Genomic DNA, 17,300 nt, shown 5'->3' with positions numbered 1-17,300 from the left:
AATGATCTAAACCTATCCTAATAGCTGTTGTACTCAACACAGTTTTCAGTAATCAAGGTTTAGTAATGCGCGTGAAGCTCACACCAAAAGCCTTCAACACCCAAAGTAGTAACTAGATATAATAGTGCGGTCTTACATTTTCCAATCTATTACGTAGTATCTTATGTCTAGCCAAGACCAAGCCAATCAAACACATAAATGTCGTTCTTTCACATGGCGACGCGAAAATGCCATTAATGACAAAGCTAACAATAATTCCGCTAAAACCATTACTTCGAATTTTGTAAAACCAAGCCAAACGTTTTCAACATCAGGCTTTTTTCCACAATCAGAGAGCCCAAGACAAGTTTTTGATTTCAACGGTGGCTGGTTGTTCCTTAAAGGAAGTTGTGAAAAAGCAGAGCGCGTGGACTTTGATGATTCTGCTTGGCAGACCGTTTGCCTGCCACACAGTGTCGAGCTTTTGCCCGAAGACGCCAGTGGTTCGATCAACTATCAAGGCGATGCCTGGTATCGCAAATCCTTTCAGTTACCGCATGATACGTGTGACCAACGCGTTGTGATTGATTTTGAAGCGATCCAAGGACATTCGCAGATCTATCTAAACGGAAAGCTGATCCGTGAAAACCATCAAGGTTATTTGCCTGTGGTTATGGATATCACAGAACACTTATTACCGTATCCAGCCACCAATGTCATTGCGGTCAAAACCGATAACCGCGACGATCCCCACTATCCAGCTGGTAAAAACCAATGTGAGCTCGACTTTACTTATGTAGGTGGAATCTACCGCGATGTCTGGCTATATACCACAGCGAAAACCTACATCACTCATGAGCAAATCGAAGACAAAGTTGCAGGTGGGGGTCTCCACGTTAGTTATCGTCAGGTCAGTGAAGTAAGTGCGGCGATCGATATACACGTTAATCTTTGCAATGAAGCTCAAACTGGATTCGCCGGGCAACTTCAACTCTCATTAACCAGTTGCCAAACCGAACAACAAGCTACAACAACCAACCAGCCGGTCAAGTTTAAAGACAACGCACACATCACAGCCAGTCTGCAACTAAGTCAACCAGAACTCTGGCATCCTGACTCTCCTAACTTGTACTGGTTGGAATGTTCCATCATCGATACCAACGGCAACGTCGTCGATCATCTTCGCACTCGTATTGGGATTAAATCGCTAACCTTTGATAAAGCCGCTGGTTTATCTATTAATGGTCGCCCCATTGAGAAAAAACTGATAGGTGTAAATCGACATCAGTTCCACGCCTATATAGGTACTGCACTTGCTAATTCTCAACATTGGCAAGACGTTAAACTGCTTAAAGAAGCCAATGTTGATGTGATTCGTACCGGTCACTACCCACAAGATCCAGCCTTTCTCGACGCCGCAGATGAGCTGGGTGTGTTAGTGATTCAGCCTTCAATTGGCTGGCAGTTCTGGAACGATGAAGATAGTTTTGTTCAACAAGCTTACACTAACGTTCGCCAAAAAATCCGCAGAGATAGAAATCGCGCCTGTCTCTGGATGTTTGAACCGGCATTGAATGAAACCCACCAACCGCAATGGTTTTTAAAAACTCTGCAAAACATTGTCCATGAAGAGTGTCATCAAGATTCTTGGGTTCCGCTCGACAGTTACATCGAAAGTCTTGAGCATTGCGATTTGATTTACGCCCACCCCAACCAAATGAAGACCGATGAGCCAACCAACAAAGGCGCGCTAACTTATCGCTCAGACATAGATAAGCCCATTTTTACCCGTGAATGGGGTGATAACGTAGACGATTGGAACTCTCACAATTCCAATAGCCGTGTTCATCGCTGTTGGGGAGAAACCGCGCAAGTCATACAAGCCTTACACTACGGTGTTGGCAGCGGGCAAAATCAAAATGAGTACGCGACCAATCTTAACGTATTACATCAAGCTCCTCCGCAACACATTGGCGGAACATTGTGGCATGCGTTTGATCATCAGCGTGGTTATCATCCTGAACAATTTTGGGGTGGCATTATGGACGCGTTCCGCCAGCCTAAATACAGCTATCACCTATTTAAAGCTCAACAAGAAACAGCGCGAAATGGCGTGTCGCCCCATCTTGGATACCACTTAAAAATACTGCATGAAGCCAGCCCGATATCTTCACCAGACATAACAGTGGTCGGTAATGTTGATTACATAACATTAGAAGTGGCTGGCAAATCTTGCGGAAAAATCACGATTCGCAACGACAAACCCGGCATCCCGTTTTTGCCCGCAACGTTTACAGCTGCTTTTGACTTTATGGACTTTAAAACCCTACATAGAGAAGAGCGTTTTGATGAGGCATGTATCATTGCTCGTGGCTTTGTCGATGGCGAATGTGTGATTAAAGAAGTTAAATACCCCGCGAAACGGCCGACGCGAATTAACTTGACGGTTTCTCAAGAGTCACTCATTGCCAATGGTAGCGACATGTTGACAATCATCGCAGAAGTCACTGATGAAGACGGCAACGTTAAACGCTTGGCTCGTGACAAGATCCAGTTTGAAGTGTTCGGTGAAGCTAGCCTAGTTGATAATCACGATGATGCCAATCCGAGAATCGTCGAATGGGGAAGCGCACCGGCCATCATTCGCAGTACTCAAACTGCCGGTGACGTCATTGTTATCGCTAAGCCGTTCCGAGAAGGCATGCACAGTTTGGTTCCGGCAATGTTGAGATTGAGCACCCGCGATAACCCGGTCGCGAGTCTACAAAACCAGCCTCTTCAATCCAGCAAACTATCCAGCACTCAACTGGATGAAATAGAGGCGGAGTTCAAAACTCAGCAGCAGCGAAGGATAAATCGAAACCAGTACCTACGCGCTAAGTTAAGGGGTGTCGAACTGCAGCAGTCCGAATGCGGTGAGTTTAACTTCTAAGCAACTAATAAATTTTATTATATCAAGCCAGTGACCAGCTGGCTTTTTCGGTTTTCAAAGCAACTCAAATTACTCATTTTCGCCCGCAATAGGGCCAAAAACTTGGATACTATGAACAAAAATCAATCACTGCTCAAAGCAACCTTAGCTTTGGCCATTCCGATTTCACTTCAATCGTTTTTAATGTCATCGAGAAACATCGTTGATGTCATGATGCTGAGCCAGCTCGGCAGTGCCGAAACCGCTGCAATGGGATTGTCATTACGTGCCGTTATGGTCGCCAGTTTATTTTTAGGCGGTATTTGTGGTGCCGGGGCTATTTTTACCGCCCAGAACAAAGGCAAAGCAGATACGCAAGGGATGATGCAGTCAACGTGTTTTGCGTTCAGTTTGTCGTTCCCTTTTGCTCTACTCTGCAGCCTGATTTATTTCTTCTACAACCAGCCAATACTTAACTTAGCCACCGACGATAACGCCATTTTGCACCATGGCGAGAGCTATCTGGCTATTGCCAGTTTGGCATTCCCTTTAATGGCTATCATTTATGTCTTTGCGTCTGGCTTGCGCGCTATCTCTAAAGTAAAAACGGTTGCATTGATTAACAGCATTGGATTACTACTTAATATTGCGCTCAATTACCTGTTCATTTTCGGTCATTTTGGTGCGCCGGAGATGGGTATAAAAGGCGCTGCAATTGGCACTTTGGTTTCAGCCATCGTCGAAGCAAGTTTACTTCTTATCGTAGTTTACTATTACAAACAGCCGGTTGGTTTCGGTTTTACACATTTGAAAAACGTCTTCAGTTCGAATTTTTCTCAAGAGCGGGCAAAATATTTTAAAGTTTGTTTACCGTTGGCACTAAACGCCATTGCCTGGCCCGCTGCCATGTTTATTTACCATTCGATCTTTGGGCATTTGAGCTCAGATGCACTGGCGGCGATGTCTCTAGTCACCCCAATCGAAACCTACTGTTTGGCATTAATGGCGGGAATAGGCAGTGCAGCCAGCGTCATTATGGGCGAGACATTGGGAAAAGGAGACATGGAGATAGCGTATCAGCGCGCCTGGTGGTTCATCAGATTTAACGCAGCTACTGGAGTCTTAATCGCTTTTGTCACTTGGCTTCTGAAAGATTGGGTAATTAATCTCTCCCCTGCTCTAAGTACAGAAACCATTAATTATGCCTCCCAGTTCTATAACTGGTTGCTGTTGGCAATCGTGCTAAAAAGTATTTCTATCGCGATGGTGATCGGTGTATTGCGGCCTGCTGGCGATACGAGATTTTGCTTGTCACAAGACTTGGTTGCTCAATGGTTGGTTACCATACCGGTCGTCTTTGCGGCAGCTGTTATGTTCAAATTGCCCGCTCATTGGGTGTTCGCACTGCTACTAACCGAAGAAGTCATTAAGATCGGCTGGTCATGCAAAAGGATCATCAGCAAGCGCTGGTTAAAACCGCTGGTATAAAGAAAGTATTGTTACAGACTCACCCGAGAACACTCGGTATTGTTCTCGGAGTGAGTATCAATAAACTAACTTACGCTAAGACTATATTCGTGGGAGTTAAGCGCTTGTTCCGTATATAGGTAGGCCAGGCCTTGAATCTGCTGCTCAATATTGAGCTGACCTTGAATTACTGTGGTTCGGTCGTTATCAAGCCCTTCGCTGTCAATAAACGGAAACGCGTTCACTTGCGCTTGAATACCGTTAGTCAATGTATCACCCAAATTACACAAGCGTCCGTACAACACCACTTGCTCCACACCTACTAGGCTTAGCGCGTTGCGTAACGTCCGGCCAATAACCGTCACACTTTGTTCAGTAAGCGTCAAGGCATCGGGATTGTTTGCATGAAAAGCCTGAAAAAAGTCTACTTGCTGACTATGCTCAGCCCATTTTTTTTCGATAGCTGACAGTGAAGCGATCGTTTCCAAACAACCGGATTGACCACAACCGCATCTGTTACCATTGACATCCACTAGTGTATGACCAATTTCTCCATTTGCGTGACCTTGACTCGTTGAGATTTGATCGTTGATTACAAACGAAGATCCAATGCCATAGTCTAGATTGATAACACAAAAGTTTGCCGGCCGATCATTTTGCCATTTCTCTGCCAACGCGAGACCCACGCAGTCATTTTCCACTACCACTTCCGTCGCCAGTCGTTGTGACAATAGATAGCGGCACTCGAAACCACCGGTCCAAGGCGCTTGCGGCATGTGCAATGAAGTACCACTCATTTGCGACACTTGGCCATGTAAGCCAATGGCCACACGGCAGCTTTTAGTTTCTAGAGTTAAGCAAACTTGGCGGTAAACTTGGCAAATTTCTTCTATTAACTCATTTGGTGTTTGCGGCTCAACCTTCTCTCTGCGCAGTGGCACTAGCACATGATGATCAGATGCCACCACACAGTAAGTCAGTTCAAATGGTGAAACCTTTATACAAAGTGTCGGTTTTAAGTTTCTATTTAAGCAAAATCGGCCGGCACTTTTGCCGCGCATCGTTTCCTGAGACGCCAATAGTGTTACTTGCCCTTCCGCCACCAACTCGTCAAGAATTTTTGTGATGGAAGGGATGGAGAGCTGTGTTTTGCTCGCCAACTCCGATTTAACCTGACTTTTACTCCTTACGATATGACTGTATACGGCGCGTTTGTTATGAACGCGTATGGCGTTATTCGCCAATCCTATTCCTTGTCTCATCATTAAATCCCCTAATTTAATAATTCGTCGAAAGTCGTGCTCGTTTTTTGTATTTGCTGTTTTTAGCGTGTAACTCGTGCTTGCATTGCCAACTCAGCTAGGGTTAAAGCTTGTAACCCTCGATAAGCGAGTGTTGATGGTCGGTAAGCTGTTGCAACATCTTACCGTTGTCCGAAACCTGAACTGATCCACTTAAGTTAGACTCGGCAATCTCTGCAATTCGGCTGACATTCTGACTAATTTCAACCGCTGTGCGCTGCTGCTCTTCGGTTGCTGCTGAAATCTGCTCACCAAGCTGAACCAACTCAGAGGTGGCAGCTTGAATACCTTGTACAGCTTGATTCGTTTGCTCAGCCGATGTGCGCGAGTTTTCCATTAACTCATCACACTGAGATACTTGCTCAACGGCTTGTTTGACGGCGTGATGCAGATTATCAATCATGATCTGAATTTCTTGTGTCGAGCGGCCAGTTCGGCTGGCAAGCTCACGTACCTCGTCAGCAACCACCGCAAACCCGCGTCCCATTTCGCCCGCTCTTGCGGCTTCAATCGCTGCGTTCAGTGCCAATAGGTTGGTTTGGTCGGCGATGGTTTGAATCACATCCAAAACCTGACCAATGTTTTCACTTACTCGGCTTACTTCACCTATTAGATCTCGAGAGACGTTTAGTGACTGGGACAAATCATGCTGAATATTGAGATTTAACGTCACTTCATCGAAAGCTTGTTGAGTAGAATGATCGATAGAATCAATCTTGTTCTTTGTGGTGTGAATCGAACTTGCCACCTCTCCAAATGACATTTCCATTTGGTGAATGGCCGTAGCCACACTTTCTGTCTCGGACGTTTGCTGCTGAATAGATGCTTGGCTGGTTTCAGATGCTAGTAAGTTTTGCTGGGCTAACTGCATTTGCTGGTCGCAAACCTGGTTAATTGAATCGACTAAGGTTCTTAGATTAATTTGCATCTCGTTGATATATCGTGCCAGTTCTCCAAATTCATCTTGCGAATCGTTGGTGCAGGGTTTCGACAAATTTCCGTTTGAGATACGGGTTACGACATCAATCAAACTCGCCAATGACTGTTTAATACTGCGACTGATAGCAAAAGCCACAGACAATACAATTACTAGCGCTATGCTGCTGACCGTCAACATAGCTTGCTCACCAAAGCGCTGCTGTTGATGAGCCTCATCGACATATTGTCCCGTTACCTTTCTAAGCACTTCCGACTCTTCAATTAGGGTCGTAATGTAGGCTTGGTTTTCACTTTGAATCTGTTGCCACTGACTGAGTACTTGTTCTTGAGATTTCATGGCTTGCAAGTGCGCGACCACAACACCCTGCTCTGACGTCGCATGGTCGATGACGGCCGAAAGCAGTTTTTGATCGCGTTTATTGTACTTGCGGGTCGTTTTGGCTAGTGACTCGCTGGTTTTCTTTAACTTAGCTGCCATTGATTGATTTTTCTTTAGCAGACTCGCGATCACTTCTGAGTCATGACTGCGCAGAGCTTTCTCAGTGTTAAAGATCAGGGAATCAATATTGGTGACCAGATTGTTAGCCATAAAACTGGCGTTCATGTCGTCTACAGAACCCGAGAGTTTGTAAGCTGCACGCCTCATTTTTGTTGCATCCAGCGTAAATTGGCTGCTTTGCTTGGTAACCAATTGTTCAGATACAACGACGTGTTCGTACTGTTCAAACAAAGATTGGGTTTGAGTTTCAATCTGCAATGTCGATTTGAAGTCCAAACTGTTGTTGAGATCATTGGGCAAGTTTGCCTGCATTGTGCTTAGGTTGTTTAAGTGCTGGCGCGTTTGGGTCAACAACGTAGAAAACTGAGTGTTTAACAAGTCAAACTGATCAACCTCGGTCGAAGTAAAGTGGGCTTGCGCTGTACTTTGCGCATTCAGTAAGTTAACGGTCAATCGATTCAGTTCCACCATATACGGTGTCACCAAATCGGTAATGGTGTTCATTTTCTCAGCTTGTTGAGAACCTTGCTTTAAGCTCAGGCCGGTAATAAACACAATGGCGCTGATTAGCAACACAAAGCTTAAAACGATTTTGCGAACGATAGACAAATCTGACCAAATCTTCATTGGATACCTCATAGTGTCGAGCGCTGTCTCTCATCGATTTCAACTTTGGTTTCACGTTAAATTGATGGCTTATATATTTTTTTCTTTATTATTTGAGAGACGAATAATTTCAAATTAAAAAAGGCCGCTAATGCGGCCTTAATGTAACAACTAAGGGTGACCGTATAACTCATACGGCCAGCTATAGTCAGGCCACGTCTTGTGGCAATTCCGCAACGGGAACTGCGGCGATCAGACGCTGAGTATATGGATCTTGAGGGTTGTGGATGACCTGTTCTACTGTACCTTGCTCCATGATGGTGCCGTGCTGCAGAACGATTACTCGGTCACAGAAGTATTTCACTGTCGCGATATCATGAGTGATCAAGATAAAGGCCGTACCAAACTCATTTTGGAATTCAATCAACAGATCCAGTACTTGCGCACGCAGTGAAACATCCAGTGCTGCTGTTGCTTCGTCGGCAATGATCAACTTGGGAATCGTTACCAAAGCACGAGCAATTACAATACGTTGGCGCTGACCACCTGAGAATGCGTGTGGGTAACGACTAGCAAACTCAGCAGGCAGACCCACACGGCGCATCATGTCTTTGACTCGGTCTTTGCGCTCTTGCGAGCTCAACTCAGTGCGAAGCAGCTTTAACGGCTCTTCGATGATATCAGCCACCGTCATACGTGGGTTAAGCGAAGACCACGGGTCTTGGAAAATCAGACGCAAATCAGCGAACAAAGGATCGCGCTTGATTCGTTTGTAGTCCGCTAGTTCCAGGTCAATACCATTGCTTTCATCAACGTATTTGATGTTGCCAGATGTGGCCGGCTGCATGCCTAAGATGGCGCGACCAAGCGTACTCTTACCCGAACCAGACTCCCCTACAATTCCCAAAGATTCGCCCGGGTGAAGCTTTAGTGTGGCTTCGTTAACCGCCGTCATGTACTGTTTTTTCTCAAACATTTTGACTGGCTTTTCGAACACTTTGGTAACTTTTGCAACGTCAAGTAGTGGCGTTTGACCTTCGTACACAAACGGCTTCTTAACTTGCGATGGCAACTCAAGAGCACGCGTCGCATTCATCAGTTTAATGGTGTATGGATGCTCAGGTGCTTCGAAAATTTGGCGTACATCACCTTGCTCTACAACGACACCTTTTTCCATCACGACCACGCGATCGGAAATCTGTGCAACGACACCCAAGTCATGGGTGATGAACAAGATTGCCATACCAATCTCTTGTTGCAACTTGGCAAACAAATCCAAGATTTCAGCTTGCGTCGTTACGTCCAATGCCGTTGTTGGCTCGTCGGCAATCAGAACGTCAGGTCGGCTGGCAATCGCCATTGCGATTACCACGCGCTGACGCTGACCACCTGATAGTTGGAAAGAGTACTTATTGATCAAGCTCGCAGGCTCAGGCATTTGAACTTGTTCTAGCAACTCTATGGCACGGGCATGAGCTGCTTGTTTAGTAATACCAGGCTCTACTAGACAAAGTACTTCTTTGATTTGGTCGCCGACCGTATGAACTGGGCTCAACGCCGCCATCGGTTCTTGCGAAACCAGTGAGAAGTTGAAACGACGCAGGTTACGCATTTCTTCACCACGTGGGTCCAAATCAGTGATGTCCACTTTTGAACCGTCTGTGTGGTAAATAATTTCGCCAGAGTCGATGCGACCCGGTTTGTCTAGCAACTGAAGAATCGCGCTGGTGGTAACTGACTTACCAGAACCCGACTCACCGATTACAGAAAGAGTTTCACCTCGGTACAAATCGAACGATACGCTTTTTACGGCATGGAACGTTTCCATGGTCGTAGGGAAGCTGACGTTAACCTCTTTAACTTCAAGAATTTTTTCAGCCATTTTATATACCTTATTTTGCACCTTGGTCATGGTAAGGGTCACATGCGTCACGCAGACCGTCACCCACGAAGTTCATCGCAAGAATCGCAATCACAACACTTGCAGCCGGGATCAATAGCCATACTGCATCAGCAAGCGCACGGATGTTTTGTGCTTCTTGCAGTAGCACACCCCAACTTACCATTGGTGGCTGTAGACCTAGACCAAGGAAACTCAATGCTGTTTCACCCAAAATCATGCCCGGTATCGCAAGGGTTACAACCGCGATAATGTGGCTTAAGAAGTTTGGAACCATGTAACGACGGATGATTTCAAATGGTGTGTTACCGTCAAGCCACGCTGCAGCGACGTACTCTTCACTCTTAAGAGACATGAAGCGGCTTCGAACAACTCGTGCCATATCAGGCCAAGCGACCAAACCAAGAATAATAGTGATCAAGAAGTAACGTTGTAACGAACTCCAATCACTAGGTAATGACGCACCCAGTGCCATCCATAGTGGTAGTGTTGGAATCGATTTGACGATTTCCATCGCACGTTGAATGAAGTTATCGATTCGACCACCGAAGTAACCGGAAATACCACCAATCAAGATACCGATAAAGAAGGTACAGAAAACACCAATCAAACCAACAGAAAGTGAGATACGTGCGCCGTGAATTAGACGCGATAACATGTCTCGTCCCATGCGGTCAGAACCAAGAATAAAGAAAGGGTCACGCTTGTTCTTAGGTACCAACAGCTTGTGTTTCATTGGAATGAAGCCCGCTAGCGTGTAAGGCTTAGTCTCACCAAAGAACTCGAAGTACACCTTCTTGTTTGGGTTTTCAGTGTAATGGCGCTTCAGAGAACGCATGTCCGTTTTGACTTTGTAGCCAATCAAATGCGGTGCCCACTCCCAACCTTGCTCGGTTTTTTCGAACAAGTTGATTTCTTGCGGCGGTGCATAAGTGTAACGACGCCAGTTGTCACTTGGGTCAAATGGCGCAAAAAACTCCGCAAAGGCAGCCACAAAATAAAGCAGGCCTAGGAACCACATGCTGTACCACGCCAGCTTGTGACGACGTAACTTAATGCCAATTAACTGCCATGCAGTTGCTTCTGCAAGATCAATTTCTTTTTTCTTACGCTTGAACAACTTAGCAAATAGACCAGTTGCAGGAGCGTTTTGTGTGTTAGTAGTCATTATCAGAGCTCCCAATTACAGACCAGCGCGAACGCGTGGATCAACCCAGTACATAATGATGTCGGAAATGATGGTACCTATGATGGTAAGCATCGACATAAACAGAAGAATATCGCCCGCTAAGTACATGTCTTGGTTACGCAATGCACTTAAAAGCGTTGGGCCCATTGTTGGGATGTTTAATACTTGGCTGACAATAACGTCGGCACTAATAAGTAGTGGAAGTTGCCAACCAATTGTTGCGGCTAGTGGTAGACATGCCACTCGGATTGGATACTTAACTAATAAAGTGAATTCTTTTTGCCCTTTTGCGCGAGCCGTTTTCACATAAGGTTTAGTTAATTCATCAAGCAAGTTGGCACGCATGATGCGGATAATACCCGCCATACCTGCAGTGCCGGCTACCAAGATGTATAACCAGCTGCGGCTAACCGCGTCCATGAATTTGTTAAAGCTCATTGGTTCGCTAATGTATTCTGGTGAATACAAACCAGACAACATCACGTCGAAAGAATGGTAACCGATAAGCAAAGCGACGATGGCAATCACGAAGTTAGGCGTCGCCATTCCGATGAAGCCAAAGATAGTGGCAATGTAATCACCAATTGAGTACTGACGAAGTGCCGAGTAAACACCAATTGGAATCGCCAATAGGAATTTGAACAGAAGTACAGCAACAGCAAGTAGAATAGTTGGTAATAAAGTTGGCTGAATGTTGTCCCAAACGGGTTTGTTATTAACAAGAGATAAACCTAAGTCACCTGTAAGGAGTCCCCCGACCCAACTTAGGTAGCGTTCATAGAGTGGCTTGTCTAAACCAAACATTTCACGCAAAACAAGAATTTGCTCTGGGTCGACATCTTGACCCATGGCAGCCATTTCCGCGATCTTCGCAGAAGCAAAATCACCCGGTGGTAAATCAATAACGACAAAAACTAAAATTGACACAACTAGCAGCGTGGTCATCACGGCGACTAATCGTTGTCCAATATACAGAAAAAAACTGCTCATAATTCTTCCTACATTTGCGTAATCGCAAATCGTTATAACAAAGAGTTCGTTGGCCACGAGGGCAAGGTTTCGTGGCCAACAGGTCTGGATATACCCACACCTAAACCTAGCTTAGGTTAGAGTTATTTTGACTCCTTCCAAAGCTGAGAGGTACGCATTGGACCAGGAGATCCGATGCTGTATGAGTTTGGAACTTCAGTGTCCGCGTTGCGTACACCTTCGCGAATGAGTACACCTTCATCCAAAGCTTGAACCGTACCAATCACGTAGAAGTGCTCTTTAGCAATATCTAGGATTTGCTGCATAAGCTTAGATTGCTCTTCGTGAGACGCGGTTTTACCCATAGCCTTGTAAAGCTCAATCTGCTTCTTAACATGCGCTGGTGGCTCTACAGCATTAGCGTGAGAGTTGTCAGTCATCCAGTAGTAGTAACCTAGGCCCCACGTTGACTCTGGGTTTTGCGGTGCGTAGCTACGGAATGTATCTAGAACACCGATACCACCATCACCTTTTGCTGGAACTAGGTCGTATTCGTTCGCTAGACGCTGTGTTTGAAGGAAAGAACCTTCAACAATACGAATGTCTAGGAAAATGCCAACTTCTTGCCAGTCGTTTTTAACTAGCTCAAGGATGTCAGTCATTTCACCTACACGCTGCTGGTTAACCAAGGCTTCAATACGCAGACGGTCACCGTTTTTATCTAGGCGGTAGCCTTCTTTGTCTTTCTTAGTTAGGCCAACTTTGTCTAGAAGTTGGTTTGCCAATTCTGGGTTGTACTCAGTGAACTGAGTTGCAAACTCTTCATCAAAGAATGCACTGCCTTCAGAAGGCGCTGCTTGCCAACCTTCTACAACACCAGAGAATACAGTTTCGCTGATACCGTCACGGTCAATTGCGTGAGAAAGTGCAATACGGAAGTCTTTGTTACCAAATAGCTCACGCTTCACTGGATCTTTGTGAGTTTGGTTAAAGCCAAGAATCGTCGCGTTCATACTTGTGCTTGGACGAGTTGCGTAGGTGTAACCACCTTTAGTTTCGTTCTCAACTAGCATTGGACGGTATTTCGCTTGGCCGATATGACGTGTTTGGAAGTCCGTCTCGCCCGCTGCCGCACGCAGTACCATCTCTTCTTTGTTTTCAGAGTAAGAGAAGTAAACCGAATCTAGGTAAGGAAGCTGGTTACCCTCGGTGTCTACTTGCCAGTAGTAAGGGTTGCGTTCCCATACTGCGTACTGGGTTTTAGGACCTGGGATTACTTTAACTTTCCATGCATTTACTGTTGGACGTTCTACATTTTGGTAGCTCTCTTGGAAGTAAATCGCACGACACTTAGTCTGGAAGTATTGCTGCCAGCTATCAAAGCCTGCTTCTTTGGCTACGTCGTTAGCTTTAGGGTTAACTTCTGGTAGGAATTGCTCACAGTAATGCTTAGGGAATTGAACGATGTTAGAACCGTCAGTATTCGCTAGCTTACGGATGAACATACCGTCTGGCTTAGCCAGTGTGATTTTCACTGTGTGCTTGTCTACCACTTCACCAACTGCATCGCCAGGAGCACGAGCGTAAAGTGGTTTGTTGCCAGACCAATCTTCACGGTTGATCAAGTCTAGGTAGAATTTGATGTCTTCAGCTGTGAACTCAGTACCGTCAGACCACTTAACCCCTTCACGTAGGCTAATAGTGTATTCAGTTAAGTCTTCGTTAACTGTGTAGCTAGTCGCTAGGTTTGGCTCAATGCCAGTGTAGTGACGGTTGAAGTTGAATAGGTTGTCGTACTTAAGCATACGCATGCGGTGACCGCGGTCTGCTTTAAGGCCAAGTAGGCGTAGTTCACCACCGTATTGACCAATAGATTCGATTGGTTCAACAACTAGTGGGTTCTCTGGCAAACGCTCTTCAACAGCAGGAAGTTTGCCTGCTTCGACTAGCTCAGCCAGTTGTGGAGCTTCGTTGTAGGTACTTGCTGAAGCGGAGAAAGAAATCGCGCCTGCTACTGCAATTGCGACTTTACCGATCATAGGTAAGTTGTTTTTAATTTTCATCAGTCACTCCCTGATGTTGTTTTTATAAAATAGTGCTAATTTAGCGTTTTATTGAGGTTATTTTTGCCCAGCTCTTACCTCAAGAACGAATTCCTGAGTGCCAACATGACAAGTACCTTTAAAGGCAGGAACGCTTGCATGTTGGAAAAGCAAATTGGTGTTTGGGGCACAGGGGTAAACGCAACTTTCACCCTGTCCATCCTTTAAAATCATTTCACTAAACAGTTGTTCTGATTCAACAGCCGCTTCTTTTGGCTCAGTGTGGCTAAACCACGGTTGCCACGCGTCAACCGCATATCCTGTCATCACGAATTCAATTTCTTGTTGGCAATCAATGTTGTGACAGCGTAACTCCACCCCATTAATTAGACTTTGACGTGTCTCAACGGCGCAGCCCGCAAACGGTTGCCATACAGAAACTAAAGTATCGCCGTCTCGGTAAGCTTCAATGTTGGCACTTCGGGTCATCCAAACACCCGTTTCAGGGTGTTTGAAGGCCAACATGTTGTCACCCGCCCATCCTTGCTCTAGCCATTGGCATGATTCAACACAAAAGCCATGATCTGAGCTGTAAGCAAATTTTCCGTATTTATCGGTGCAGCCGCGCAGTTCACCGGCAAGTGGACCATTAGTCAGCATATAGCTGCCGCCATTTCGCCAGATTAAATGGTTATTGCTGAACCACATGGCGTCTGCGTTAGCTTCAATCTGCGCTGCTTGCGTCGCCCAAAATGGGTGATCAGTTGTCATTGCGAGCGCGTTGAACGCTTTAAATGCCAACATAGGAGAAACTGAGCTGGTGTAAAACTCACTGGTAAGGAGATTCGGGTAAGCATAGCCAGGGACCAATTGACCATGATTATCCCAGATGTTTTGTTGAGCCCACCAGCTCATAGAGGCTTGCCAGTAACCGCGAGCTTTCGCGTGTTCGACAGTTGGCAAATTGGTTCGTGCAAGTTCAGCCCAAAACGCTGCGCTTGCAAATCGATAATTTAGTGAACGTCCGTAACAAAGCTGTTTTCCGTCTTGTGCAAACCAAAGTTCATAAGACTTTGAAAATTCAATTGCACGACTCATTAGCACGTCACAACGTTCACCTTGGTAGCCGTTCCAGCGACAGTAGACCAACGCATAAAGCTGGAAAGCAAACGGATTGTAGTAGTCGAGAACACCGACTTTTCCGTCTTTATACCAACCTTTGGATTGGTATAAGTCATCAACAAAATCTAAATCGGCTTCAAGTACATCTTGGTTGAAATCTTCTCCAAGAATTTGCAATGCACTCAAGATCAAAATGCGGAACCAACGCCAGTTGTTTGGCGGTAGCTCTAAATCCGCACATGAGCTTAGCCACGCGGATAAGTTGTCTTTTTGCTCTTGGCTGAGCACATTCCAATAAAGATCTTTTTGATCTACCAGCGCCATTGCAATCGATGACATCTCAACAACACGCTGATCGTAGTTTTTGGGAAATTGCCAGAACTCAATCGATTTAGGGTCAGTACCTTCAACAACCTTTTCAATAAGTAAGGAGTGTAATTCTGATACTGCTTCCCCTGCCGGTGTGGTTCCCCACATCAGTCTTGCGATGTGTTCAATTGATTCTGTGGTTTTGTTGTAGTGTGCGGCACTGTAAATCAAGGGAGAATGTGTGCTCTCACCGGATAGTACTTTTAGCTGCTTCTCTGCTAGGCGAACAAATGTACGTTCTGTCGACTCACGACTAACGAAGGGTTCACTTGTGTTGACTAGAGATTGAAGTGTCATTGCCATGTTATTTACAGATTGCTCAATTTCCGCGATGGATAGATTAAAACGAAAACGAAAACATTTTTGAAACGGTTTTTTGAATTTATGAGTTATAGATCAAAACTACGTTTCAGTTTTTTGAAACGAAGACTACTCACATCACATTTTGAAATCATTAAATCACTATAATTAAAACACCATTTCATAAAGGAGTAGTAATCATGAACTTGGCCCTATTATTAATGGACCAGACGCGTGCGGATATGCTTGGCTGCTATGGCCATGAGCAAGTAAAAACGCCGAATATGGACCGCCTTGCTGCTGAGGGAATACGCTTTAATAACGCCTATTGTGCGTCGTCAGTTTGTACGCCATCCCGTACTTCTTTGTTCACTGGCCAAATGCCCTCTCACCACGGTGTCATGGCCAATTCTGATAAAGAAGGTGAAAAGCGAGACGTGCCTGTCGACCAAGCGAATCTTATTTCCGAACTTGATGAACACGAGCATCTTTATATAGGTAAATGGCATATCGGCCACAAAAAGCTGCCTGAGGAGTATGGCTTTAAAGGCCACAACTTTGATGGGTATGCTTACCCAGGCAGTGGCGTATACAAAAACTTGGTATTTGATAGCGTGCCACTTAACGGTAACCGCTATTTAGATTGGCTGCATGAAAAAGGTTTTCCGATTCCAGAAGCCACGGACCGCGTATTTGGTAACAACCCTAACCTGCAAATCCAAGAGTTTTACGGCAAGCTCAACGCGCCTGTAGAAGCTTCCATTCCCTTCTTCTTAGTAGACGAGGCAATTACGCACATTGAGGAATGTTTAACGAAAGATAAACCGTTTACCTTATGGATGAATTTTTGGGGCCCACACACGCCTTGTATTATTCCAGAGCCCTATTTCTCCATGTACCAACCTGAACAGGTCGAGCTTGACCCTAGCTTCTTTGAACCCTTGCAAGGTAAACCTGAGCATTACACCAACATTGCTAAAATGTGGGGAGTTTGGGATATGCCTGAGCATGATTGGAAGCAAATTATCTGCAAATATTGGGGCTATATAACCCTAATCGATGATGCGATTGGCAACCTAGTCGACTATTTCGAAGCCAAAGGTATTTACGATCAATCTATGTTTGTGGTTTCGGCCGATCACGGTGATGCCATGGGTGCCCACCGCATGATTGAAAAAGGCGAGTTTATGTTTGACCAAACCTATAAAGTGCCACTTATCATTCGAGACCCAAATGCCGTTTCCACAGGTCAAGTCAGCGAGGAGATGGTCTACTTGCACGATGTCACGGCAACTTATGCGGACTTAAGTAAAGCACAGGTTCCGGATTCGTTTGACGGCAAAAGCTTGTTGCCATTGCTGCGTGGCGGAGAGTATCAATCTCGAACCGGTATTCTAGCGCAGCAAAATGGTCATTTTACGCCTTACCCGCAGCGGATGTGGCGCAGAAAAGACTTTAAACTCGTTTTCAACGCCAGTGGTAAGAGCGAGCTATACAACATGCAAGCCGATCCGGGTGAGATGAAAAACTTGATCGATTGCCCTGAGCATCACGAAATCAAACAGACCCTTTTGGATGAAATGTACCAAGAGATGCAAAAGTACAGTGATCCACTTTGCACTTGGTTCCACCGCATGAAATCTGTGATTTGACATCCATGATTTTCAGTTGGGTTTGGCACTTTGTGCTAAACCCAGTTGGTTAAGG

Annotated in this window: 10 protein-coding genes; 3 read left to right on the top strand and 7 right to left on the bottom strand. The window is 45.4% G+C overall.

What is annotated here, in order from left to right:
• Window positions 1-163: 163 nt before the first annotated feature.
• Complete coding sequence (locus ACXAFJ_RS05855; protein ID WP_475322073.1) at window positions 164-2,911, top strand: glycoside hydrolase family 2 protein; 2,748 nt, start codon at window positions 164-166, stop codon at window positions 2,909-2,911.
• Window positions 2,912-3,022: 111 nt separating this feature from the next.
• Complete coding sequence (locus ACXAFJ_RS05850) at window positions 3,023-4,378, top strand: MATE family efflux transporter (protein ID WP_475322071.1); 1,356 nt, start codon at window positions 3,023-3,025, stop codon at window positions 4,376-4,378.
• Window positions 4,379-4,443: 65 nt separating this feature from the next.
• On the opposite strand, the gene ACXAFJ_RS05845 is transcribed toward ACXAFJ_RS05850, so the two are convergent.
• The 7 genes from ACXAFJ_RS05845 to ACXAFJ_RS05815 all read right to left on the bottom strand — a co-directional run bounded on the left by ACXAFJ_RS05845 (window position 4,444) and on the right by ACXAFJ_RS05815 (window position 15,596).
• Complete coding sequence (locus tag ACXAFJ_RS05845) at window positions 4,444-5,619, bottom strand: ROK family protein (RefSeq protein WP_475322070.1); 1,176 nt, start codon at window positions 5,617-5,619, stop codon at window positions 4,444-4,446.
• Between the two features lie 103 nt (window positions 5,620-5,722).
• Window positions 5,723-7,723, bottom strand: a complete 2,001-nt coding sequence (locus tag ACXAFJ_RS05840; RefSeq protein ID WP_475322068.1) for a methyl-accepting chemotaxis protein — start codon at window positions 7,721-7,723, stop codon at window positions 5,723-5,725.
• 187 nt (window positions 7,724-7,910) lie between these two features.
• A complete protein-coding gene (locus tag ACXAFJ_RS05835) occupies window positions 7,911-9,584 on the bottom strand; it encodes a dipeptide ABC transporter ATP-binding protein (RefSeq protein WP_475322066.1) in 1,674 nt (557 codons plus the stop codon).
• 10 nt (window positions 9,585-9,594) lie between these two features.
• The gene (locus tag ACXAFJ_RS05830) at window positions 9,595-10,770 is read right to left on the bottom strand and encodes an ABC transporter permease (RefSeq protein ID WP_475322064.1); all 1,176 of its coding nucleotides are present in this window, start codon (window positions 10,768-10,770) and stop codon (window positions 9,595-9,597) included.
• Window positions 10,771-10,785: 15 nt separating this feature from the next.
• Complete coding sequence (locus ACXAFJ_RS05825) at window positions 10,786-11,781, bottom strand: ABC transporter permease (RefSeq protein ID WP_475322062.1); 996 nt, start codon at window positions 11,779-11,781, stop codon at window positions 10,786-10,788.
• Between the two features lie 122 nt (window positions 11,782-11,903).
• The gene (locus tag ACXAFJ_RS05820; RefSeq protein ID WP_475322061.1) at window positions 11,904-13,823 is read right to left on the bottom strand and encodes an ABC transporter substrate-binding protein; all 1,920 of its coding nucleotides are present in this window, start codon (window positions 13,821-13,823) and stop codon (window positions 11,904-11,906) included.
• Window positions 13,824-13,880: 57 nt separating this feature from the next.
• A complete protein-coding gene (locus tag ACXAFJ_RS05815; protein WP_475322060.1) occupies window positions 13,881-15,596 on the bottom strand; it encodes a DUF2264 domain-containing protein in 1,716 nt (571 codons plus the stop codon).
• Between the two features lie 197 nt (window positions 15,597-15,793).
• On the opposite strand from ACXAFJ_RS05815, the gene ACXAFJ_RS05810 reads away from it, so the two are divergent.
• Window positions 15,794-17,245 (top strand): sulfatase family protein, encoded by a 1,452-nt coding sequence (locus tag ACXAFJ_RS05810; RefSeq protein ID WP_475322058.1) that lies wholly within the window; start codon window positions 15,794-15,796, stop codon window positions 17,243-17,245.
• Window positions 17,246-17,300: the final 55 nt, after the last annotated feature.

The sequence above is a fragment of the Vibrio sp. ABH4_348 genome (genome assembly GCF_056159765.1).
The sequence above is the reverse complement of the archived record's forward strand: the minus strand, read 5'-3'. Positions and strand labels throughout refer to the sequence as shown.